We start from the raw sequence: 23,250 nt of genomic DNA, 5'->3' as shown, positions 1-23,250 counted from the left end.
CCAGTTTAGCTTGTTAAAACGCTTATCCGCGGAGATCGTCAAAGAAGCGCTTCACCCCATCAAAAAAGCCTTTTTCTTTTGGCCGATAGCGTGCTGCTTCATCGCCTGTGCCCATTGACTTATCGAGCTGCCGCAACAAATCACGTTGCTCATCAGATAGATTCACAGGTGTCTCGATGACAACCTTACATATCAAATCACCCACCGCCCCGGTACGAACTGAACGAACACCTTTACCGCGTAAGCGGAAAAGCTTGCCGGTTTGGGTTTCGGCGGGGATTTTCAGGTTCACTTTGCCTTCCAGCGTCGGTACCTGAATTTCACCGCCTAATGCCGCATGGGTGAAACTTAAAGGTACTTCACAATACAGGTTATTGCCATCCCGCTTGAAAATTGGGTGCTCGCGAACATGTACCTGAACGTATAAATCGCCCGGAGGAGCGCCCATTTCGCCGGCTTCTCCTTCGCCATTCAGGCGAATACGATCACCAGTATCCACTCCAGCAGGAATCTTCACATTCAATGTTTTCGTGCGTTCAACGCGTCCTTCACCATGACAGGTGCGGCACGGATCTTTAATGACCTTACCGCGACCACGACAGTGAGGACAGGGTTGTTGCACCGCAAAGAAACCCTGCCGCATCTGTATCTGGCCACTACCGTGACAGTGTGAACAGGTTTCAGCACTTGAACCTGCGCGAGCGCCTGAACCATCACAATCGTCGCATTCCGTTAATTTAGGGATCTTCAGATCGACTTCTTTACCGCGTACAGCCTCTTCCAGTGACAGTTCGAGGTTATAGCGCAAATCAGCGCCGCGTGCTGCCTGCGCCCGACCACGTCGACCGCCGCCACCAAAGATATCACCGAACACATCACCAAAAATATCGGCAAAATCCGCTGCTCCGGCACCGCCGCCACCAAAGCCACCCTGACCTTGTTCAAATGCGGAATGACCGTACTGGTCATAAGCTGCCCGTTTTTGCGGATCTGAAAGCACTTCGTAGGCCGTTTTAACCTCTTTGAACTTCAGTTCGAGGTCTTTATCACCCTTGGTACGATCCGGGTGATATTTCATTGCCATGCGTTTGTAGGCTTTCTTGATGTCGCGTTCGCTAGCATCTCTGCTTACGCCCAGCACTTCATACAAATCTGGTTTCGCCATAATATTGCGTCTTCCACTTTCCTATTTAGCTAAGTCCGCAAACAAATACACGGAGGCCACCTGCTGGCAACCCCCGTGCGTTGTTATCACAGACACCCGGTGGGCGTATGATTATTTCTTCTCGTCGTCTTTGACTTCTTCAAACTCAGCATCCACGACGTCATCGTCTTGCTTCGCTTGCTGGCCACCAGCACCGCCTTCAGCACCTTGCTGTTGCTGTGCCTGTTGCTGCGCTGCTTCCATCAGCTTACTGGAGGCTTCAATTAACGCCTGCTGCTTCGCTTCGATCTGTTCTTTATCGTTGCTCTTCACGGCAGTTTCAAGTTCGCCGATAGCTGCTTCGATTTTCTCTTTCTCAGCGCTATCTAAGGCATCACCGACTTCGTCAATCTGCTTCCGGGTCGCGTGAACCAATGCATCCGCCTGGTTGCGTACTTGTACCATTTCCTCGAACTTACGATCTTCTTCAGCGTGCGCTTCGGCATCGCGAACCATTTTCTCGACATCTTCATCGCTCAGACCAGAAGATGCTTTAATGGTGATCTTCTGTTCTTTACCGGTGTCTTTGTCTTTCGCCGATACATGCAGAATACCGTCAGCATCGAGGTCAAAAGTGACTTCAATTTGCGGTACGCCACGAGGTGCCGGACGGATACCTTCAAGGTTAAACTGACCCAGCGACTTGTTATCAGCACCGCGCTTACGCTCACCCTGCAATACATGCACGGTTACAGCCGATTGGTTGTCGTCAGCGGTCGAGAACGTTTGCGACTGTTTGGTCGGAATCGTCGTGTTCTTCTCGATCAACTTGGTCATTACGCCGCCCATGGTTTCGATACCCAGTGACAACGGAGTAACGTCAAGCAGCAATACGTCTTTTACATCACCCTGCAGGACACCTGCCTGAACGGCTGCACCTACGGCCACAGCTTCATCAGGGTTAACGTCACGACGCGGTTCTTTACCGAAGTAGTCCGTCACTGCCTGTAATACCTTCGGCATACGTGTTTGACCACCGACCAGGATAATATCCTGGATGTCGCTTACCGAAAGGTCAGCGTCAGCAAGAGCCTGTTTAACTGGCTCAAGTGTTTTGGTGATCAGATCTTCAACCAATGATTCCAGCTTCGCCCGCGTTACTTTAATCGCTAAGTGCTTCGGACCAGTATTGTCTGCAGTAATATACGGCAGGTTTACTTCGGTCTGTTGCGCAGACGACAATTCGATTTTGGCTTTCTCTGCAGCTTCTTTCAGACGCTGCATCGCCAGTGGATCTTTGCGTAAATCAATACCCTGGTCTTTGTTGAACTGCTCAACCAGATAGTTAATCAAGCGGTTATCAAAGTCTTCACCACCAAGGTGGGTATTACCGTTGGTCGCCAATACTTCAAAGGTATGTTCGCCTTCTACTTCATCAATTTCGATGATCGAGATGTCGAACGTACCACCACCTAAGTCATAAACTGCGATGGTGTTATCGCCTTTCTTCTTATCAAGGCCATAAGCCAACGCCGCCGCTGTCGGCTCGTTTATAATACGCTTCACTTCAAGCCCGGCGATACGACCAGCATCTTTGGTTGCCTGACGCTGAGCGTCGTTAAAGTAAGCCGGCACGGTGATAACCGCCTCGGTTACTTTTTCGCCAAGAAAGTCCTCTGCAGTTTTCTTCATTTTCTTCAGAATTTCTGCAGAAATTTGCGGTGGTGCTTTCTTGTCGTCGTTAATTTCGACCCAGGCATCACCGTTTTCAGCTTCAATGATCTTGTACGGCATAATGCCGATGTCGCGCTGGACTTCCTCGTCTTTAAAACGACGTCCAATCAAGCGCTTAATCGCAAACAAGGTTTTATTCGGGTTGGTTACTGCCTGGCGTTTAGCTGGTTGTCCAACCAAAGTTTCGCCATCATCAGTGAACGCAACAACCGAAGGTGTCGTGCGATCGCCTTCAGCATTTTCAATGACCCGTGGCTTGTCGCCGTCTAACACAGCTACACAAGAGTTTGTGGTACCTAAATCTATTCCAATAATTTTGCCCATGTTTTGTCTCCAACTCCAACATTCAAAACTAATTCGTTATTCCTGATATGGGGGGCATTGACTGCTTTTCAATACCTTCCGCAGGGAATTCTCGTTAAGATGACTGATTAATGGGGTTGAGATCAGCGATTACAAGCGTGCCGAACAAATTATTTTAGACGACCCAGCCTTTGGGACGTGTTGCAGTGGGATAATCGGCCATACCCAGCGCCCGCTGCAGCCACATTTCATGAGGCGGCAGCATTTGCCGTGCCATTTGCAGACGCTGCATAATCATTGGATGGACCTTAGTTGGCGGCCGCTGTTCACCGAACCACCGATCACACTCGGCTTGTAAAAACTCCATCCCATACAGAATGCACTCGTAGCTCTCGTGGTTCCAGAGACCTCCCGTGTCGATCGGAGTTCTTGAGTCAGCAAAAGAGCCTGTGGCAGTGGTATCTTGACTTGCCATGCCGGCAAACCATTGGTCCTGAAAGTCATGAGCAGAAGGAGGTTTAGTGCGCCAAAAGTTCAGTTTTGCCAACAGCCGGTCGGTAATATGCTCATTTTCCTGCACGGTCCGCCAGAAATCCGTATCGGTGCGTTTAGTCATGCAGTAATGCATATTGATGAAGTCTAAAATTTCATAGTAGCGATTTGTCATCAGGCGATTATAGCGAGCTGCTAGCCTGGGCATATCTTCGTCACGCCAGGGGAAATGCTCCGCTAGCAGTACCGCCCCCAGATCACTTAAGTAGAGCCCGGTCGACTCCAGGGGTTCTATAAAGCCACCAGACAGGCCTATAGCAACACAATTGCCAGCCCATTGCTGATGCCGGCGGCCAGCCTTAAATGGAATAAAACGACAGGGTTCATCCTCGCAACCGGGCCCCTGGTAGGCGCGCAGTTCTTGCTCGGCCGCAGCTTCATCAATAAAAGCACTGGCATGAACATAACCAATCGAGCGGCGCGTCTGCATCGGGATATCCCATATCCAGCCGTTCGATGAAGCGGTTGCGGTGGTATAGGGCCGAACACTACCCGGATAATACTTATCGTAAGGTAAATGCATTGTTACTGCGCGATCACACAGTAAATACTTGCCGAAATCTTCGAAGTCGACGCCCATTTCTTTTTCTAATAACAACGCGCGAAAGCCCGTGGCATCAACAAAGACATCGGCCTCGAGTGTTTGGCCCTGGTCGGTGAGTACAGACTTTATGTAACCATTCGGATGTTTCTGGACCGCACTGAGATTGGCAAGGGTATGTTGCACACCGCGCGCTACAGAGAAGTCGCAGAGGTAGTCAGCAAATTTCTGCGCATTCATTTGATACGCATAATTAAGCCTTGCCCCCATTTGCCACTGGCCGAACATTTGCGGCGCGCGACCCCACTCGCACACCAATGGCTGTATCGAGCAGGTCTCCATAAAAGGTATGCTACGATCACTCATTAGCCAGTTTTGTCCTGCATAATCAATCGGCTGTGTGCGCATGCTGCTGAACGGGTGATGGTAAAAAGAATTATCGTTATGCACCCAGTTCACATATTTTATCGATTGCTTAAACGTCGCTTCGGTGACCCGCATGAACTCCATTTCATCCACTCCAACCACTGCCAGCAGGTGGCGCATGGATGGGATGGTTGCCTCACCTACGGATATCCGCGGAGTGTCAGGCGACTCCAGCAGTTCAATCTCGACGCGCGGGGCTTCGCCGCGTTGATTGAGTGCGCCGTTAAGGTACGCCGCTGTCATCCAACCTGCGGAGCCACCACCGACAATCAGAATTTTACGTTTCCGCATCGCTGTATCCTAGCAATGCTCGCAGCCCTGGTGCTGCGACTTCCACCAACTTGCGCTGTTGTTCGGGTAAGGTCGCCGGAATCGTAAAAGCTGTATTACTCAAATTATCGCGATAGGTTCCGCTCTGCTCACGATCGGAGCCAACTTTAACGCGCTCGCGCCAATCGTCTGGAAACTGTCGTAACTGCAATACACTTAGCAGATCGCGGAAATACTGTTCGGCTGCATCGGTGTCGAGAGCCTGGACATGCTTGAGAAGATCTTCATAGCGCACCATTTTCACTCCGGTTCCCAGCCAGGCAACCGCATTATGGGTATAGATTTCCTGCAATGAAGGCGCTTTTTCATGAATGCCAAAGATCATCATATTCATTATTTCTTCCAGGGAAATTTGCCCGCCTTTGAGGTGTTCCAAATTGCCCTGGAAGTTATCGGAAAGAAAAAAACGTGCCCGCGCTAACACCCAGTCATAGGGATCACGCACCACAACCACGTGATTTGCTTTATGCAGTGCCATTGCGGAATCATCGGAAAATAGTAAATGTCCCCAGCTCAATTTAGGCTGCAGATAATGAAATGCGCCGACGTGTTGCCGTAATACAGGGATCTGAATAAAGGTGTCGTGGTACTGCTGATTCACCGGCACAAACATTCTAAAAATATTACGAATCAAGTGGGTCCCGCATTTGGGTACGGAGTTCAGGAAAACCGGTACAGTTAAAACCTGTTGCGCAAATTTCTCGTTCAATTCATTTAAGGTATCGGGCTTAGTAACAACTCGCGCCATAACATTCTCTCTAATTTAAGGTTCGACTTACCGCGAAAAGAAAATGCCGACAAGATTGTCGGCATTTTTGATTGTCGCTTAAACGGCGTTAGAAGTTGTAGGACAAATTCACAAATGCCCGACGACCTAACCAGTCGTACTGACTGTAGAACGCTGCATTACCAACACGTGTGGTGTACGCACTTGACGAAACCTTAGGTGGTTCTTTGTCGAATGCATTAGCAACCCCCAGAGTCAGACTCGCACCTTCCTCCACAAAATCACGGGTTACTGAGAATGCGTGGTAGACAACTGAAGACGCGGCAAGATCAACCCGCACTTCTTCACCAAAATAGCTGGCGTCATCACGATATTCTCCGTCACCATACCATTCATGGTTTGAGGCACTGCCTATATAGCGGGCGGTCCAATTGAAGGTCCAGTCATTCTTCATCATTGCAAAGTTAAAGTTACCTACATGCTCTGGACTACCGAGACGACCTACACGGTCTTGTGGTTGACTGGTAGGTAATAACTTACTTGACGCCTCGAGTTGCACTGTGTGCTCATAATTCAGCTCGAAGTCTGCAAAGTCAGTCGCAAATGGGTAATTCATCTGAATATCTACACCACGGTTGATCTGACTGGCGATGTTCAGATAGTTACCCTGCACTTCATCAATCCGAAGATCGGTGTCATTACGGAAGAACTGGTCACAAAGCGGTTCAGTTTCAAAATCTTGTGAGGCATAACAGCCACCAACTATTTGTGCTGCGCCCAGCAGTGTGACTTCACCTTCAATCTCGATGTCGAAATAGTCGATACTCGCTGCAAAGTCAGTGAAGCCAGGCGTCCAGACAATACCTGCAGTATGTGCAGTGGACGTTTCTGCTTCCAGAGTACCAAATCCGCCACCGGTGAATACCGTTGCCGAAATTGCACCGCCCGGGTAATCCGCAGGAATACCATCAGCTTCGCAGTTTGCTGCCACAAGCGGATCGATCGAGTTGGTATTAAGTTTTTCACCCCAATTAATACAAGGGTCAATACTCCGCTGGCCGATGAAACTTGTCTGGTTGTTCAAGAACAATTCATAAAGCGCTGGCGAACGGAATGAGGTTCCGCGTGATGCGCGGAAGCGGAAACTGTCTGTTAAAGCCCAGTTTAAACCAATTTTGTAGGTGGTATCGCCACCGTACGTCGAAACATCGGTATACCGCGCTGACAAAGCCAAATCCAGCCGATGTGCTAATGGCGCGTCGCGTAACACGGGAACCTGTATCTCGCCAAAAGCAGCCCGGGTAATCGATTTACCCCGGGTTATGCCGGCTGAGGTCATACCCCAACTATTACCATTGAGCGTCGTTTCACCCGGCGTGTCATTGATCTTGTCTTGTTGGAACGACAAGCCTACGGCAACACCCAGCATTCCAGCTGGCAACTCTAATGCTTCCCCAGTGATCATACCTTCGAGGGTACGTTGATTATAAATAGTGTTACCCACTTCCGAGCCAAACAGGAAGTCACGCATCTCCTGGCTAATATCTCCTGCTAAAAAGGAGGGGTCTAGCCACGGGACGTCCTTACATGGAATGCCACGGACGGAGAGCGTATTCCCTTCACAGGAACCGGTGAGAAAGTTTTGATCATAGATTGCGTCGGCATAAATGATCTTAGTCATGTACTCGCCGTCACTCCGACTATCCTGGTAGTTGATGTCCCAGAACCAATCGCCAATACTTCCTTCAATTCCAGCTACAAAACGCCGATAGTCGACCGTGATTTCGCCACCTGAGTGATCAGTGATCGGCGTAGGACTAAGCCATTGCGCGCCGGTCCACCCTTCACTCAAGCTGTTTCCAGCGAAGAAGTTTTCGTTGTATATATAGCTCCAGAACTGGCGGTAGCCATTGGTAGTGGTTTTACGACGGTTTAATAACACTTCCGCATACATGGTGGTGGTGTCACTCGCCCAATACTCACCTTGCATAAATACGGTACCAACTTCTTGTTCCGGTGACAGTGTTTCCAGGTCCTGGAACGGATGATCTGCGTTGGTCAGACCAAACGACTCCCGATCATAGGCTACTGGATACCAACCTTCAGGGGTACGCATATCCGCAGGGCCACTGGCGCGCTCGTTGAAAGAATCCAGATAATCCCCGAGGTCCCCGTCATAATCAAATTGAGCCTTGGCCCCTGGAGGCACGGTGCCGGAATAGTCATAAATCCAGACGTGGCCCCATAACAGATCGTTACAGTGGTAATCACCCGTACGTGGATCGATCACATCTACACGTTCTCCGGATTCACGGTCAAACATGTAAGGGTTTGCACAGGCAAAGAAATCCCGGTCGCCACGCGCTAACTCCTGTGTGCGCTGGTAATCGCCGACAATCCGGAATGAACCGTTGTCAAAACTACGACCCAGGGTTCCGCTGGCTCGTAACGATTCGCCACCAGATTCCATGGGCTGGCTGAAGTTAAAATTTAAGCTGCTGTCGTCGCCTTCTTTGGTAATGATGTTCACTACCCCAGCGACAGCATCAGAGCCATAAAGCGAAGAAGCGCCGTCTTTCAGAATTTCGATCCGCTCGACCGCAGCTAACGGCATAATATTTAAATCAAATGCAGAAACTTGACCGCGGGTACCGGCAGGACCAATCCGACGCCCATTGAGCAACACCAGAGTTCGGTTTGCCCCAAGACCACGCAGAGATAGGGTTTCAGTACCTGTACCACCTTCTGTTACAAAGGCGGTTGAGGTGGCAGCAGTAACCTGATTCGAACCTGCTGCTACGGTCGATGTACGCAACAGGTCCCCTAAGGTTACAAGGCCTTGATCAATTGCTTCACTGGCGTTTATGACTTCGACCGGTGCTGCTTGATCAAGTCCGTCCGAGCGAATTCGTGAACCCAGGACCTGAATTTTTTCAACAGGCTCTTCAGCATTCTCAGCTTCATCGTCACCTGTATCTTGTGCCAGAGCCGCAGTGCTACTGGCAGCAAACACGCAGCCGATTGCCAGGGCAAGTCGGCTGAGCTTGAGATCTTCAGCAAAATTAACCATTGGAGTGTTCCCTCGATTTATTATTATTAATAACCGATAAAAAGGGAATACAACTGATTAGGTTGAGCCCCTTTATTCACATCTTGGTTAATTAATAATCTAATGCATACGAGAGATTTTACAAATTTAAATTGTACTTTTACTCACAAGCTAATTAAAACACTGATTCTTAAGGTTAATTTTTTACAACCATCACCATGGCTGGTCGCAATAACCGACCGCTCAGGGTATAGCCTTTTTGCATCACCGCTAAAATCGTATTGTTTTCTTTGCCTTCAGCGGCTTGCATTGCCATGGCCTGATGTAAGTCTGGATTAAAGGTTTCACCTTCTGTACCGACTGCCTCAACACCGAACTTCTGCAGGGTATTGAGTAAGCCTTTATGGGTCAGTTCGATACCTTCCAGGAAATTGGCATTAATGGTTTCTTCTTCAGCAGCAATAGCTAAGGCTCGCTCGAGGTTATCAACCGTGGTGAGCAGTTCGTTGGCAAACTTTTCCAGCGCAAATTTGTGCGCTTTCTCAACGTCCGCAGCTGCCCGCCGACGCACGTTCTCCATTTCAGCAACAGCGCGAACGGCGCGGTCTTTTGACTCGTCCGCACGTTGCTCGGCTTGCGCTAAAGCAAGTTCAAGTTCGGCGATTCTTTCATTCACCGCATCACTCTCTTCTCGCTGCTCTTGCTGTGCCTCCGCACCTTGGTCGGCACTTTGGTCGGCATTCTGATCGGCATCAGCGCTTGCGCGCTTGCCAGCATTCTCATCGGCAGAGGTTTCCACGCCGTCGTCGACCTTCTTATCGTTATCGTATTCAACTTCTGTTTGCTGGTTTTCCTTGGCAGAATCGTGTTTTGTCATGTTTCGTTACTCTTCCAATGTGATATAACTAAGCTTGTGCACAGTTATGGGGGCACAGGTTTTTCGATTCAAGGCTAGTCGGTACAATAATGGGGAAACTTTAATGGCAGAAACCAAACAACACGCGTTCCAGCGTCTGGCGTTATTGGGCAAAGTAAACCATGAAGCAACGCGCACGACTCTGATGACTCTGGAAAATGAACTCAGAGCCTGCGGTGTCGACGTCATTATTGAAGAGCGAACGGCAAAGCAATTAAATAACAGCAAAAGCCCGACCTTCAGTCTTGACGATCTCGGTCAGGAAGCTGATCTGGCCGTTGTTGTCGGCGGTGATGGCAACATGCTGGGTGCCGCCCGCGTCCTATGTGAAACCGGCATTGCCGTGATCGGCGTTAATCGCGGTAATCTGGGATTTCTCACCGACCTTGATCCCGACCATGTAATAGAACAGTTATTGCCGGTGCTGGCCGGCGAGTATGTGTCAGAAGAACGTTTCCTGCTCCAGGCTGAAGTCGTACGTGACGGTGAGCGATGCGACGTCGGGCGCGCCATTAATGAGGTGGTGCTGCACTCCGATAAAGTCGCCCACATGATTGAGTTTGAAGTCTATGTCGATCACGGTTTTGTTAACAGCCAACGTTCTGATGGGTTAATCGTCAGCACGCCAACAGGCTCTACCGCCTATTCATTATCCGGGGGCGGCCCGATCATGATGCCAAACCTTAACGCCATATCGTTAGTTCCGATGTTCCCGCATACCCTAAGCAGCCGCCCGATCGTGGTCGATGCGGACTGTACCTTACATTTGCGCCCGGCACCTGATAATGGCCCGCTGCAAATCAGTTGCGACGGTCATCGCCGCATGGATGTACTCCCTAAAGATGAGGTGCTAATCCACAAATACCCGCACACCTTGCGTCTAATTCACCCTAAAGATCATAGTTATTTCAAAGTATTAAGAAACAAACTGGGTTGGGGTAGCCGACTGTTCTAAAATCCACCTTGCATTACTGTATGAATACTGTATAACTACTGTATGTAAACACAGTGGTTAGTTTCATACGTTGTCGCGTCCTGCAGTTTTCACTGCATGCGCCACATTAAGAGAGGTTCCTCATGTTGATGCATCTTCAAGTTCGCAACTTCGCCGTGGTTCGTCAATTAACTGTCGATTTTCAAGCTGGCATGACAGCCATTACCGGCGAGACTGGTGCCGGTAAGTCTATTGCCTTGGATGCGCTTGGGTTATGTCTGGGCGACCGCGCAGAGACCGATTCAATCCGCACCGATGCTGATAAAGCTGAAGTGATAGCGAGCTTTCACCTGCGTCCTGAATCTCCGGCTGAAGTGTGGTTAACAGAAAATGAATTGCGTGATGATGAAGAACCGGATCACTGTGTCCTGCGCCGTCTCATTACCCGCGAAGGGCGTTCCAAAGCCTGGATTAATGGCTACCCGGTGAATGTCGCTCAGCTGAAACAGCTGGCACCACTACTTGTTAACATTCACGGACAACATGAACATCAACTGCTAAGTAAACCTGAGCATCAACTTGATATTCTCGATGCCTACGCCCGCCATTCAGATGTTCTGAAAGAGGTGGCGTCAGCTTATCAACACTGGTATCAGTTGCGGAAACAACAAAAACAAGCTTTGCTGCAACAAGAAGAACGTCAGTCCCGCGCGCAACTGGTGCGCTATCAGGTTGAAGAACTCGATCAATTCGCATTGCGCGAAGGCGAATACCCTGAGTTGGAGCAACAGCATAACCGCTTAAGTAATAGCTCGGCACTGCAGGAAGATAGTCAGTTTGCTCTAAACGCTTTGTATGAGGGTGAGCATAATAACGCTTACAGCCTGGTACAAGCCGCTTTAAGCCGGCTTGAAGAACAACTCAGTATCGATCCCCAGCTACAGCCCGCGGTGAAGTTATTGAGTGAAGCCAGCGTGCAAATAGAGGAAGCAGCCCGCGAACTGCGTTTGTACAGCGATAACGTTGAAATAGATGACGAGCTGCTGAATCAAACCGAACGCCGGGTTACCCAGGCCGTGCAGTTAGCGCGCAAACATCAGCTTGACCCGGATGAATTGCCGGCCTTACACCAGCGATTAAGCCAAGAGCTAGCAGATTTAGAAGCCGCTGAAGCAGAACTTGCGAGTTCCGATGAACAGGTTCAGGCCGCCGCACAGCAGTACCGGAAACTTGCTGCCAAACTTTCCAAGCAACGGCAACGCGCTGCGCAGGAACTCTCTGAGCAAATCTCGGCGTCGATGCGGGCGTTGAACATGCCTCACGGTCGCTTCGTTATCGCGGTCGAACATCAGGAGCAAGCTCCAGCTACCCGGCTGGGAACAGATGCTGTGGTTTTCCAGGTAACCACCAACCCAGGTCAGCCGTTGCAACCCCTTGCTAAAGTGGCATCAGGTGGTGAGCTATCGCGTATAAGTCTGGCGATCCAGGTGATCACCGCGGCACAGCTTACCACCCCTACATTAATGTTCGATGAAGTCGATGTAGGTGTTAGTGGTGCAACCGCAGCTACCGTCGGCAAACTGTTGCGACAGTTGGGTAAAAACAATCAGGTTATCTGTGTTACTCACCTCCCCCAGGTGGCAGCGCTTGCTCATCAGCAACTTCGCGTCGATAAGGTAACTGACGGTGAAAGTACTGAGACATCCATGGTCCCACTCGATCATGATAATCGCGTGATTGAACTTGCTCGATTGCTGGGTGGCGATACCATTACCGCGACAACTAAAGCTAATGCCACGGAGTTACTCGCCACAGCGTCCTAAGTTTTTCGGGAACATTCCGATAAGATTAGGGTCAATCTTGTGCGCAAGGCTAGTTATTCACGATAGCTTTGTTTATCATCGGTATTAATGAGCTCCTCAAACAAGAAGTAAAACGTATTTTATGAAAAAACTAATGCTAATCGGCATGGTGATCGCCTTAAGTGGTTGCTCCGTATTTGAGAAACTGGTGTATCGGATCGATGTACCGCAAGGAAATTATCTAGAGCAACGCGACGTCAACCAACTGCGGGTTGGCATGAACAAGGAACAAGTAGCCTATGTGCTTGGTGTTCCTGTCGCGGAGAATGTTTTTAGTAATGATACCTGGTACTACGTTTTCAATATGGAAGCGGGCCAGGGTGACGATTATCGCCGCCGCGTTACGCTAACCTTTGAAGATGGCAAACTCGCCACTTATGAAGGTGACTTTGATCGCCCAGAGAATTTTGACACGCCGCTGGACCAGTAATTAGGCAGTTGCCAGCGCACCTCCGCAACCAGAGAACATTTCCGGGGAGTGTATGAAGCCGAGCAACCGCCTCGACCGTTTTACGGACATTATCCAAAGCCCCACCGACCATCGTGATTACGCCATGGTCACTCTGGCTAATGGCCTTCGCTGCGCGCTCGTTCACGACCTCAAGTCGCAACAAAGTACCGCTGCTTTAGCTGTTGCCGCAGGACACTTCCATGATCCTTCGCACACTCAGGGTCTGGCGCACTTTCTTGAGCATATGCTTTTTCTTGGCACGCAGGGCTATCCGGAAGCCACCGAGTATCAAGACTATATTCATCAGCATGGCGGCCAGCATAACGCCTGGACCGGTACCGAATTCAGCAGTTACTACTTCAGTTGTGACAGCGCAGCATTTGCCGGTGCCCTTGATCGCTTCTCACGATTTTTCTATCAGCCCACCTTCAATACCGACTGGATAACCAAAGAAGTTCTGTCGATTGAAGCAGAGTTCAAGCTCAAGAAAAGTGATGAATTACGCAGGCTGTATCAGGTCCACAAAACAACGGCGAATCCCGCACACCCGTTCCATAAATTTTCGGTTGGTAATCTTGCGACATTAACTGACAATGGCGATACCACTAGGTTGGAGACAGAATTACATGAGTTTTTCACCAACTGGTACCGCGCCAACCGCATGACCTTAGTGCTGGCCGGACCGCAATCCCTGGATGAACTTGCGGCCATGGCAGAAGCTTATTTTGCGCCCGTCAGTGGGAACGGCCCCCCGGTTAAGGCCGAAACAGCGCCATTGTATTTACCGGATCAGCTGGGAGTGCAGCTGAATGTGCGTCCGATTAAGGATGCCAGACGGCTGATCCTTGCTTTTGCACTGCCGGGCATAGATGATGACTACGCCCATAAGTCGACCAGCTTTATCGCACACTTGTTAGGCTACGAAGGTCCCGGCAGTTTGTTTGCTGAGCTGCATCAGCGCAATCTGATTAACAGCTTATCTGCCGGCGGTGGTATTAGCGGCAGTAACTTCAAAGACTTTAACATCAATATGCAACTCACCGACGAGGGGTTGGCCGCAACCGACATCATCATCGAGCAGGTTTTTGCCACCATACGATTAATTGAGCAACAAGGGCTTGAAGAGTGGCGGTACGTTGAACGTCAAACCGCAATTGCCAATGCGTTCCGCTTCCAGGAGCCTGCCCGCACAGCAGATCTGGCAGCCCAGTTGGCGATCAACATGCACCATTATAGCGACCAGGACCTTATTTTTGGCGATTACCGGATGGCTGGTCTGAATATCGAGAAGACCAGGCAGCTACTGGCAGCCATGACGCCCGGTAATATGCGCGCAACCTTTATCCATAAAGAAGTTGAAGTTACTGAACACGAGCCCATTTATGGCACTGACTACCAGTTAGCCGCGCTGCCAAACGAGCAACTGGAACGATGGTCTGCGCCAGCGTCAGCATGGGCAAGATTACCTCCGCCGAATCCTTACCTGCATGATCTTAAGGCACCGCTGCCGTTACCGGAAGCAGGATCTGATACACCGCAACTTCATACCATCGCCCCCGGTATTACCTTGTGGCATCTACAGGACCCCGATTTTCGCGCACCGAAAGCGCATATCTACTGTCAGTTCGTTTTGCCTGAGGCCACTCGTTCAGCACGGCATTACGCCTGTGCAAGACTTTGGAGCGAGTTAATGATCGATCGGCTGAATGAAGATTGCTACGACGCTGAAATCGCAGGATTGCACTTTAATATTTACCCGCAACACTACGGGATCACCTTGCATGTAAGTGGTTACTCCGTCGGTAGTGCCGAACTTAGCGCGCATCTGCTGGCGCAGTTCCGACAACCGAGTTTCGCAGATTCACGTTGGCGTGATATTCATCAGAAGCTGCAGGCCAACTGGCAATCCGCTTTAGCGAATAAGCCGCTGAACCTACTGTTTGCACGTCTCAATGTGCTATTGCAACCCCACATGTACGCATTGAGCGATCTGGCGGGTGCTCTTGCCGAGGTCAGTCTGGATGATTTTAAGCAGTGGCAGGCCGATCTTTTTCAGTCAGCCGAAGTTAAGCTATTTGCCCACGGCGATGTCAATCTTGAGCGCCTGGGGCCTTTGCTGGAAGGAGTTCAGCAACAGTTCTCACTCAGTGAAAATCTTCAGGCCCAAGTACCGCCCACCTATTCAGTTGCCGAGTTGAAGCAGTCTGGCAAACTTGAACAGCGTGGACAGTTGCAAACCCAGCACAGTGATCATGCAGCATTGTTAGTGATTCAGGGAAAGTCACTGGATATCACTCAGCAGGCCACTTTGTTGTTACTCAACCAGTTTATTCAGCCTCACTTTTTCAATGAACTACGTACTCATCAGCAACTAGGTTATGTTGTTGGTAGCACCTATATGCCGATAGAACAACGCCCTCACCTGTTGCTGTATGTGCAGAGTAGTCGCTATCCTGCAACAACGCTGTGCGAACGTATTAATACCTTTATTACGCACTTTATTGAGGACCTGGAAGAGCTGGGTGCGAGCGATCTTGGTAATATCCGCAAGTTTCTCGTGCGCAAATTACGTGAGCCTGACACTAATTTACGGTTAAGAAGTCAACGACTCTGGACCTGCGTTTCCCAATACAACGTCAATTTCGACCGTTTAGAAGCAATCGCACAACTACTTGAAAGTCATACGACTTCGTTTTTCATTGAAAAAATACGTGAACAACTCAGTGCTACAGAGAACCACGGCTATATTACAGCAACACCTAAAGAGCTTTGACAGCAGGCGTTAAATTGTTTAATTTGATGCCCATATAACAAAAATAAGAGTTGTGTAAGAACACAGCCTAACATTAGGATGACAGGTGCGCTTCTTCAACAGACAAGTGAGAAGGTGGTGGTTGACCGGGCTCTTGGCCTTGTCATTTATCGCTCCAGCAACCGCACAGTCAAATGCGGATGAGTGGCGCGTTGAGTTGATCACCCTTCGTGTCGCGAATAAGCCTATCAGCGCTACTGAGCTTGATGAACGCAACCGTGCCCAGCTCTATAGCGCAGAAAACCTGTACTTGCCTACCCTTGACCAACCCTTAACTATCGAGTTCGGTGCCCCTTATGCGCCAGCGGCGCAACGACTTTACTACCGTTATAAACTTGACGGGTTCGATAAAGACTGGATCTACACCGATGCCGACTATCGGCGCGCCACCTATACTAACCTCGAATTTGGCGATTATACCTTTATGGTACAGGCCTCACCTAATGGCGATACCTGGCTGGGCGAGCGTCAGCTTAACGTTACCGTCGCGGTGCCAGTCTGGTTATCCCCCTGGGCAATTGCCATTTATTTTGCGCTATTGCTTGGTTTGCTGCTCGCGTTTGGCTCCATTTTAGGCGCTCGCCGGCAGGCGATTCATTTATTGCGCGATAGCGAGGAACGCTTAAAACTAAGTTTATGGGGCAGTGGCGACCAGTTATGGGATTGGCACATTAACCGTAACGAGCTGCATCGTCATAACACCTGGCGCAACCTTAAAGGGTTTCCACAGGACGGCATTCGGGAAGGTGTTGGCAAAGACACCTCAAACATCCATGAATCGGATCTCCGTAAAGTTCAGCGCGCGTTGCGCGATTATCTGGATGGCCGCACCAATCATTACGAACAGACCTATCGTATAGCTACCGACAAAGGCTGGATATGGGTTCTCGACCGCGGCAAAATCGTTACTTACGATGATCAGCAACAACCCGCCCGTATGACCGGCACCCTGAAAGATATTACGCCGCTGGTGACCGCTGAAGAACGATTAAAGATGCTGGCGGCATCGATCACCAATATCTCTGATGGCGTCTGTATCTACGACCATCAGTTTAAGGTTGTTGAAACCAATCAGTCATTTAGCAAAATTACCGGCTACAGTCGTGATGACATGGTGGGCCGTACCTTGCAACTGACCCTTTATAGTCCCGATTATCTGAATCAAATTAAACAAATGGTGCAGCAACATGGCAGCTGGCACGGGGAAATCGAGGATTTACGTAAAGATGGCACCGTCTATCAAATGGAGCTAACTTTTGATGCGATTGTCGACGACAGCAACGAAATTTCCTACTACGTGGCAACCTTTTCCGATATCACCGATCGTAAAAATGCGGAACGCGAGTTACGTCGTTTATCCAACACCGATACCCTGACCGGCTTACCGAACCGTTCTTATTTCCAGGTGAGTCACTCAAATCTGGTGCGTAAACGCATCATGCACGCCCTATTGCTTTTTGATCTGGATAACTTTAAAAAAATTAATGATTCGCTCGGACATGAAATTGGTGACCATTTGCTCATGCATGTCGCCGAGCGCGTCGCCGAAGTTGGCCGGCCGCAGGACACCTTTTACCGTCTCGGTGGCGACGAGTTTAATCTTATTCTGGAAGATACAGCAGATGTCCGCATTATCACCACTGCGGCGAAGCGTATACTCGAATGTTTGTCGGAGCCGTTTCATATTAGTGGTCATGATATCGTCGTCAGCAGCTCAATCGGCATCGTCGTCTATCCAAATGACGGCCAGTCCTCGCAAGAGCTCCTGCAGAATGCCGATACGGCCATGTATCATGCTAAAAATCGTGGCGGTAACACCTATCAGTTCTTCAACGAATCGATGAACAAGAACGCTGTCCGCCGCTTACAGGTTGAGAACCAACTACGGCAATCATTACGTAACAATTATCTGCAAGTGCATTATCAACCCAAGGTTTCATTGCGCACCAATACCTTTGTCGGACTCGAGGCATTGGTTCGGCTGGAAATACCGGGCACAGGTATTGTCAGCCCGGCTGAGTTTATCCCACTGGCTGAGGAAACGGGTCTTATCATTGATGTCGGTGAGCGGGTGCTGCGACAAACCTGTCGGGATATGCGCGAATGGGTCGCCGCAGGAGCCGTTCAGGGCCGTGTTGCAGTTAACCTGTCAGCCAAGCAGTTCCTGCAGCCGGACCTTACCAAACGCATTATGGCGATCTTAAATGAAGAAGGTCTGGCCGCGGAGCATCTGGAATTAGAGATAACCGAAGGCGTGGTAATGGACGATCCCGAGCGCGCCATTGAAATCATGACCGAATTAAATAATTGCGGTATCCACTTAGCACTTGATGACTTCGGCACCGGTTACTCCTCGCTAGCCTACCTCAAGCGCTTCCCGATCCAGACCCTGAAAATCGATAAGGCGTTTATTGATGATATCAATGGTGCCGAACGTGATCGTAATATGGTCGCCTCCATCGTAGCGATGGCGCATAACCTGGGGCTAGACGTCGTCGCTGAAGGCGTGGTTGATCATGCGCAAGCCAGCACCTTGAGTAATCTGAACTGTGAATTCGCCCAGGGATTCTTGTTCGCCGAACCACTGCGGCGCGAACATTTCCTCGCACACATCGCAACGACTCTGGCCAGCTTACCCAGCAGTGATTAATGTGGTTGCCAGAACACGTTTCCGCGGCCCATTGCCCGCATTAGCCTAAGACGTTTTTGCGAAAAGAAAAGCGGAACCACCACAGGACCAAGCAGCAAGCCGGCACAGGCCCAGCGTTTCGCTGCCATAGCATTCTTAAGTGCTTGAATATAAAGTACCAGCGCAGACAACAAACAACACAGCGCAATTAACACACTAACCTCCTAAGTTAACCGCTAACGACATGGGAGATGCCACATCATCAGCGGTTACAACAACTTAATTCTGGTAAAACGTACGTCCCTTATCCGCCATTTCGACCAATAGCGGCGCTGGCTCATAACGTTCGCCATGCTGCTTCGCGTAAGCACGTAACTGCCCCACTACCTCAGCACAACCAAGGCTGTCGATGTAACGGAACGGACCGCCGCGGAAGGGCGGGAAACCTATACCATAGATCGCACCAATATCGCCGTCACGAGGACTTCTGATGATATCGTCAGCTAAGCAATACACCGCTTCATTTAGCATCAGGTACACGGTTCTTTGCGCAATCTCAGACGCTGAAAGTTCGCCGTCCGGCTCGATATCAAGCAGCGAATAAACGCTGGTATCGACATCCTTGCCAGAGTTTTTGCCATTATACTCATAAAAGCCTTTTTTGTTCTTTTTGCCCTTACGATCATCATCCAGCAGTTTCGAAAACGCATCAGGCGCACGGAACCGGTCGCCCAGCTCATCCGCCATAATGGGCGCTACTTTAGCCGCGATATCAATACCGACTTCATCCATTAATTTTATCGGTCCCACCGGGAATCCGAATTTAACTAAGGCTTTATCAACAGCATCGATGGGCTCGCCAGCTAGCACCAGTCGTGCAGCTTCATTCATATAAGGAGCCAGGATACGGTTAACATAAAAACCGGCGCCATCCCTGACCACAATAGGTGTTTTCCCCTGTTTTTTCGCCAGCGAAACTGTGGTCGCAACGGTTTTGTCAGAGGTTTTCTCATGGGTAATAATTTCCGCCAGCGGCATTTTGTCAACCGGCGAAAAGTAATGCAAACCAATGACGTTTTCCGGGCGTTTTGCTTTAGCGGCGATTTTTGTGATCGGTAGACTGGAGGTATTGGTAGCAAAAATAACGTGCTCAGGACCAACAGACTCGATATCCGCAACCATCTTCTGTTTTAAGTCCAGATCTTCGAAGACCGCTTCAATCACCAAATCGACACGTTCAAAACCACTGTAATCAAGTGTTCCACTCAGACGCAGCATCGACTTCTCAAGTTCCGCGCGGCGGATATGGTTGCGCTTCAGTTTTTTCTTCAACAGGTCGTAGCTGTATTTAAGCGCATGGGTAATCCCCTCTTCGGCAATATCCTTAATGCGCGCCGGCAAACCCGCTTTTATGGCTGTGACATAAGAAATGCCGCCCCCCATAAGTCCGCCACCTAACACGCCGATACGTTCGAGTTTGCCTGGCTGAGTATCACCCGCACCCGTTTCTTTCTTCATCGCTGTAGTCGCAAAGAAAATGCCACGAAGTTGCTTCGATTCCGGTGTCATCGCTAATTCACCGAACTGCCGCGCTTCGTAAGCCAGTCCTTCTTCAAAGCCATGATCAGCGCCGTAGGCGATGGTATCGACAATTTTATCCAGCGCTGGATAGTTGCCTTTACCTTTGTCTTGCGCCTGTTCACGTGCTTTTTTGAAAATCACGCCGCGGCCAAAACTGGTGCCTTCCAAAGCTTTGTTAAAGAGATTGTGCTTCACTTTCTGCACTTTGGGCTTGCTGTTTAGCGCTTTCTCAACCGCAGCATCAAGCAAAATACTGGCCGGCACGACTTCATCTACGATACCTTTTTTCTTCGCTTGCTTCGGGCGCAATTCTTTCCCGGTAAGAATCATTGGTAAGGCTTCCTGAATGCCAATCAGACGCGGCAGCCGCTGGGTACCGCCGGAGCCAGGTAACAAGCCCAGCTTCACTTCAGGCAAGCCAATCTTAGTTTTATCGCTATCAGTACAGATCCGATAGTGACAAGCCAATGCAAGCTCCAATCCACCGCCAAGACAGGCACCATCGATCGCGGCGACGACCGGTACCTTCAGCTGTTCGATCCGATCGAACATGGCTTGCCCCTGGCGCGCGAGACTCTCCGCATCAGCAGCATTTTCACAATCGTCGATCATGCTGATGTCTGCGCCGGCAACAAATGATCCCGGCTTATCACTAATAACAACGACACCCTTCAAGGTACTTAAGTCTTCAAGCTTGCCCAAAACCTCGCTTACTTCCTCGGCAAAGCTCGCCTTCAGGGTATTCATTGACTCGCCAGGCACGTCAATATGAATGACCGCGACGCCATCGTCACGGGACTCTAAGCTAAATGCGCGTTGCGTATCACTCATCAGTTACTCTCCAAAATCATTGCTGCACCCAAGCCACCAGCGGCACAAGCCGTAGTCAGCGCGGTTCCGCCACCACGGCGCTTTAATTCGCGCAAGGTTTGCGTGATCATGCGTGCACCGGTTGCTGCAAAGGGATGGCCATAAGCTATGGAACCACCAAGTACATTAAATTTATCCATATCGATTTCGCCGATTGCTTCACTGCGACCTAGTTTTTCTTTGGCAAAGCTCTTACTGGCAAACATCTTTATATTCGCCAGAGTTTGTGCTGCGAAGGCCTCATGCATATCGATGAGATCCAAATCCGCTAATTTCATACCCGCACGGTCAAGCGCAATCGGAGTCGCGAACGACGGTCCCATCAGCATGTCTTTTTCCACGCCTATGGCACTGAACGCGTAACTTTTAATATAGCCTAACACCTCGTAACCAAGCGCTTTCGCTTTACTTTCGGTCATTAGCAACACTGCCGCAGCGCCGTCGGTCAATGGCGTACTGTTTGCTGCGGTAACCGAGCCGTGCTTGCGATCAAATACCGGTTTTAATTTGGCATAGCCGTCCAACTTACTGTCGCTGCGGATGGTGTTGTCGCGGCGTAAGAAATCTTTATAGGGCTCGGCGTAGGCGGTCATTACCTCATCGTTTAGTTTCTCGTCTTCCCAGGCTTCATGTGCCAGGGAATGTGAACGGTGCGCAAGCGCATCCTGATCCGCCCGACTAATACTATGGGTCTTCGCCATTTGCTCAGCAGTCTCACCCATCGTTAAACCGGTACTGTATTCCGCAATTTCCGGTGGTACGGGTTTTAAATCGCTAAAACTCAGACGTTTCAGTATGTTAAGCCGCTGTCCCATACTCCGAGCTTTATTTAATTCAACCAACCGCAGCGCAAGATTCCTTGTCACGCCAATGGGTAATACCGAAGACGAATCCGCACCGCCGGCGATACCAACACTGATATTGCCGGCAACCATAGCCTCGACAATATTTGCTGTCGTCTGAAAACTGGTGGCACAAGCACGTGAAACACTGTAAGCGTCGGTACTTACTGGCAGGCTGGTACCTAACACGATTTCGCGGGCAATATTTGGAGCTGAAGGCATTTGTACCACCTGACCAAACACTAACTGCTCGACTTCCTTGCCATCCAGGCCGTAGCGATTAAGCATTTCCTGGACCACCATCTTGCCAAGATCGAGTGCCGGAATGCCGTGAAAATAACTTGCCTGTTTCGCAAACGGTGTCCGCAATCCAGCAACTATTGCGATACGGTCACCCTTTGCGGTTGTCAATTGCTGACGTGACGTCATGTTCAACTACCTCTGTTCAGTGAATTGGGCCATCGTTTAATCTGGTCTGACCTCATAGTTTATTACAAATTTTAGCGGGTTCATCCCAAGAATTAAACTCTTGTTTTCGGTACAGTGCATATTAGAGTATAGACACACGCTACCACTTTAGAGGTCGACATGGCTGCAGAACAGTTTCAAAGCCTGCGCAATTACCTGGATAGCCAGGTTTTAGGGCAACCAGAATTCACCGAAAGTTTGCTGATTGCGATCCTGGCTGACGGCCATTTGCTGGTCGAAGGCCCCCCAGGACTTGCTAAAACCCGTGCGGTAAACGCTTTGGCGAAAGGAATTGAGGGCGATTTCCACCGTATTCAGTTCACTCCGGATCTACTTCCAGCCGATCTTACCGGCACCGATATCTACCGCACGGAGACCGGCGAATTTGTGTTCCAGCAAGGTCCGTTGTTTCATAATGTCATTCTCGCAGACGAAATCAATCGCGCGCCTGCTAAAGTGCAGTCCGCACTGCTTGAGGCCATGGCAGAACGGCAGATTACCGTCGGCCAAACGACCTATCCGTTGCAGGGCTTGTTCATGGTGTTAGCCACGCAGAACCCACTTGAACAAGAAGGCACCTACCCGTTGCCGGAAGCACAACTGGATCGGTTTCTTATGCAGCTTAATCTGGATTACCCGGCCGCAGATACCGAGCTGGAGATTCTGCGCTTGACCCGCGGTGAGGAATTGCACGGTGAAATAGCTATGCCAACCCCACTACAGCAGAGCGACATTTTTAACGCGCGTAAAGAAGTGCTGGAAATATTTATGGACGAGGCGGTGGAAAATTACCTGGTGCAACTAGTCATTGCCTCGCGCCAACCGGCTCATTACAACGAAGACCTTGCCCGCTGGATCAGTTATGGTGCCAGCCCTCGTGCCACCATATCTTTGGATCGCTGTGCCCGCGCAAAAGCCTGGTTAGCCGGCCGCGACTTTGTCACTCCAGATGATATCCAGGCCGTATTCCCGCATGTAATGCGCCATCGTATTATTTTAAGTTATCAGGCCGAAGCCGATGGCGTCACTGCCGATCAGGCGCTACAGGTCATCTTACAAGAAGTGGCGACACCCTAGCC

15 protein-coding genes are annotated in these 23,250 nt (G+C 50.0%); 6 read left to right on the top strand and 9 right to left on the bottom strand.

What is annotated here, in order from left to right; translation table 11 throughout:
* Window positions 1-22: 22 nt before the first annotated feature.
* The 6 genes from dnaJ to grpE all read right to left on the bottom strand — a co-directional run bounded on the left by dnaJ (window position 23) and on the right by grpE (window position 9,683).
* Window positions 23-1,165, bottom strand: coding sequence for a molecular chaperone DnaJ (gene dnaJ / locus CWI69_RS01355; protein ID WP_126761198.1), 1,143 nt, complete (start codon window positions 1,163-1,165; stop codon window positions 23-25).
* Between the two features lie 111 nt (window positions 1,166-1,276).
* On the bottom strand, window positions 1,277-3,202 hold the full coding sequence (gene dnaK, locus CWI69_RS01350; RefSeq protein WP_126761197.1) for a molecular chaperone DnaK: 1,926 nt from the start codon (window positions 3,200-3,202) through the stop codon (window positions 1,277-1,279).
* Window positions 3,203-3,356: 154 nt separating this feature from the next.
* Complete coding sequence (locus CWI69_RS01345; protein ID WP_126761195.1) at window positions 3,357-4,991, bottom strand: tryptophan halogenase family protein; 1,635 nt, start codon at window positions 4,989-4,991, stop codon at window positions 3,357-3,359.
* Window positions 4,978-5,778, bottom strand: coding sequence for a hypothetical protein (locus tag CWI69_RS01340; RefSeq protein ID WP_126761193.1), 801 nt, complete (start codon window positions 5,776-5,778; stop codon window positions 4,978-4,980). The genes CWI69_RS01345 and CWI69_RS01340 overlap by 14 nt, the downstream gene beginning before the upstream one ends.
* Before the next feature lie 88 nt (window positions 5,779-5,866).
* Window positions 5,867-8,827 (bottom strand): TonB-dependent receptor domain-containing protein, encoded by a 2,961-nt coding sequence (locus CWI69_RS01335; protein ID WP_126761192.1) that lies wholly within the window; start codon window positions 8,825-8,827, stop codon window positions 5,867-5,869.
* 175 nt (window positions 8,828-9,002) lie between these two features.
* Window positions 9,003-9,683, bottom strand: coding sequence for a nucleotide exchange factor GrpE (grpE, locus tag CWI69_RS01330; RefSeq protein WP_126761190.1), 681 nt, complete (start codon window positions 9,681-9,683; stop codon window positions 9,003-9,005).
* Window positions 9,684-9,786: 103 nt separating this feature from the next.
* Here grpE and nadK point away from each other — a divergent pair, with 103 nt between their 5' ends.
* From nadK to CWI69_RS01305, 5 genes are all read left to right on the top strand, one after another.
* Complete coding sequence (gene nadK, locus CWI69_RS01325) at window positions 9,787-10,677, top strand: NAD(+) kinase (RefSeq protein WP_126761188.1); 891 nt, start codon at window positions 9,787-9,789, stop codon at window positions 10,675-10,677.
* Window positions 10,678-10,799: 122 nt separating this feature from the next.
* Window positions 10,800-12,479 (top strand): DNA repair protein RecN, encoded by a 1,680-nt coding sequence (gene recN, locus CWI69_RS01320; RefSeq protein ID WP_126761186.1) that lies wholly within the window; start codon window positions 10,800-10,802, stop codon window positions 12,477-12,479.
* A 121-nt stretch (window positions 12,480-12,600) separates the two neighbouring features.
* The gene (bamE, locus tag CWI69_RS01315; RefSeq protein ID WP_126761184.1) at window positions 12,601-12,948 is read left to right on the top strand and encodes an outer membrane protein assembly factor BamE; all 348 of its coding nucleotides are present in this window, start codon (window positions 12,601-12,603) and stop codon (window positions 12,946-12,948) included.
* 52 nt (window positions 12,949-13,000) lie between these two features.
* Complete coding sequence (locus CWI69_RS01310; protein WP_126761182.1) at window positions 13,001-15,742, top strand: insulinase family protein; 2,742 nt, start codon at window positions 13,001-13,003, stop codon at window positions 15,740-15,742.
* Window positions 15,743-15,863: 121 nt separating this feature from the next.
* Complete coding sequence (locus CWI69_RS01305; protein WP_198678863.1) at window positions 15,864-18,431, top strand: EAL domain-containing protein; 2,568 nt, start codon at window positions 15,864-15,866, stop codon at window positions 18,429-18,431.
* Here the strand turns inward: CWI69_RS01305 and CWI69_RS01300 are convergent.
* The 3 genes from CWI69_RS01300 to fadI form a co-directional block, all read right to left on the bottom strand.
* A complete protein-coding gene (locus tag CWI69_RS01300; RefSeq protein WP_126761178.1) occupies window positions 18,428-18,625 on the bottom strand; it encodes a hypothetical protein in 198 nt (65 codons plus the stop codon). The two genes, CWI69_RS01305 and CWI69_RS01300, sit on opposite strands and share 4 nt — an antisense overlap.
* A gap of 64 nt (window positions 18,626-18,689) precedes the next feature.
* Window positions 18,690-20,822 carry a fatty acid oxidation complex subunit alpha FadJ gene (fadJ, locus tag CWI69_RS01295; protein WP_126761176.1) on the bottom strand — a complete coding sequence of 711 codons (2,133 nt, stop codon included), beginning with the start codon at window positions 20,820-20,822 and terminating at the stop codon, window positions 18,690-18,692.
* Complete coding sequence (gene fadI / locus CWI69_RS01290; protein ID WP_126761175.1) at window positions 20,822-22,132, bottom strand: acetyl-CoA C-acyltransferase FadI; 1,311 nt, start codon at window positions 22,130-22,132, stop codon at window positions 20,822-20,824. The genes fadJ and fadI overlap by 1 nt, the downstream gene beginning before the upstream one ends.
* A gap of 159 nt (window positions 22,133-22,291) precedes the next feature.
* Here fadI and CWI69_RS01285 point away from each other — a divergent pair, with 159 nt between their 5' ends.
* Entirely contained in the window at window positions 22,292-23,248 is a 957-nt protein-coding gene (locus tag CWI69_RS01285; protein WP_126761173.1) for an AAA family ATPase, read from the top strand.
* Window positions 23,249-23,250 lie beyond the last annotated feature (2 nt).

Origin of the sequence: Pseudidiomarina halophila, assembly GCF_003987215.1 — a bacterium.
GTDB lineage: Bacteria > Pseudomonadota > Gammaproteobacteria > Enterobacterales > Alteromonadaceae > Pseudidiomarina > Pseudidiomarina halophila.
Note: the sequence above shows the minus strand (reverse complement) of the source record. Positions and strands in the feature narration are given on the sequence as shown.

Coding starts and splice junctions, on each gene's coding strand:
- dnaJ (WP_126761198.1), bottom strand. CDS start 1,165: ATGGCGAAACCAGATTTGTATGAAGTGCTGGGCGTAAGCAGAGATGCT.
- CWI69_RS01285 (WP_126761173.1), top strand. CDS start 22,292: ATGGCTGCAGAACAGTTTCAAAGCCTGCGCAATTACCTGGATAGCCAG.
- recN (WP_126761186.1), top strand. CDS start 10,800: ATGTTGATGCATCTTCAAGTTCGCAACTTCGCCGTGGTTCGTCAATTA.
- CWI69_RS01335 (WP_126761192.1), bottom strand. CDS start 8,827: ATGGTTAATTTTGCTGAAGATCTCAAGCTCAGCCGACTTGCCCTGGCA.
- CWI69_RS01340 (WP_126761193.1), bottom strand. CDS start 5,778: ATGGCGCGAGTTGTTACTAAGCCCGATACCTTAAATGAATTGAACGAG.
- dnaK (WP_126761197.1), bottom strand. CDS start 3,202: ATGGGCAAAATTATTGGAATAGATTTAGGTACCACAAACTCTTGTGTA.
- fadJ (WP_126761176.1), bottom strand. CDS start 20,822: ATGAGTGATACGCAACGCGCATTTAGCTTAGAGTCCCGTGACGATGGC.
- bamE (WP_126761184.1), top strand. CDS start 12,601: ATGAAAAAACTAATGCTAATCGGCATGGTGATCGCCTTAAGTGGTTGC.
- nadK (WP_126761188.1), top strand. CDS start 9,787: ATGGCAGAAACCAAACAACACGCGTTCCAGCGTCTGGCGTTATTGGGC.
- grpE (WP_126761190.1), bottom strand. CDS start 9,683: ATGACAAAACACGATTCTGCCAAGGAAAACCAGCAAACAGAAGTTGAA.
- CWI69_RS01310 (WP_126761182.1), top strand. CDS start 13,001: ATGAAGCCGAGCAACCGCCTCGACCGTTTTACGGACATTATCCAAAGC.
- fadI (WP_126761175.1), bottom strand. CDS start 22,132: ATGACGTCACGTCAGCAATTGACAACCGCAAAGGGTGACCGTATCGCA.
- CWI69_RS01345 (WP_126761195.1), bottom strand. CDS start 4,991: ATGCGGAAACGTAAAATTCTGATTGTCGGTGGTGGCTCCGCAGGTTGG.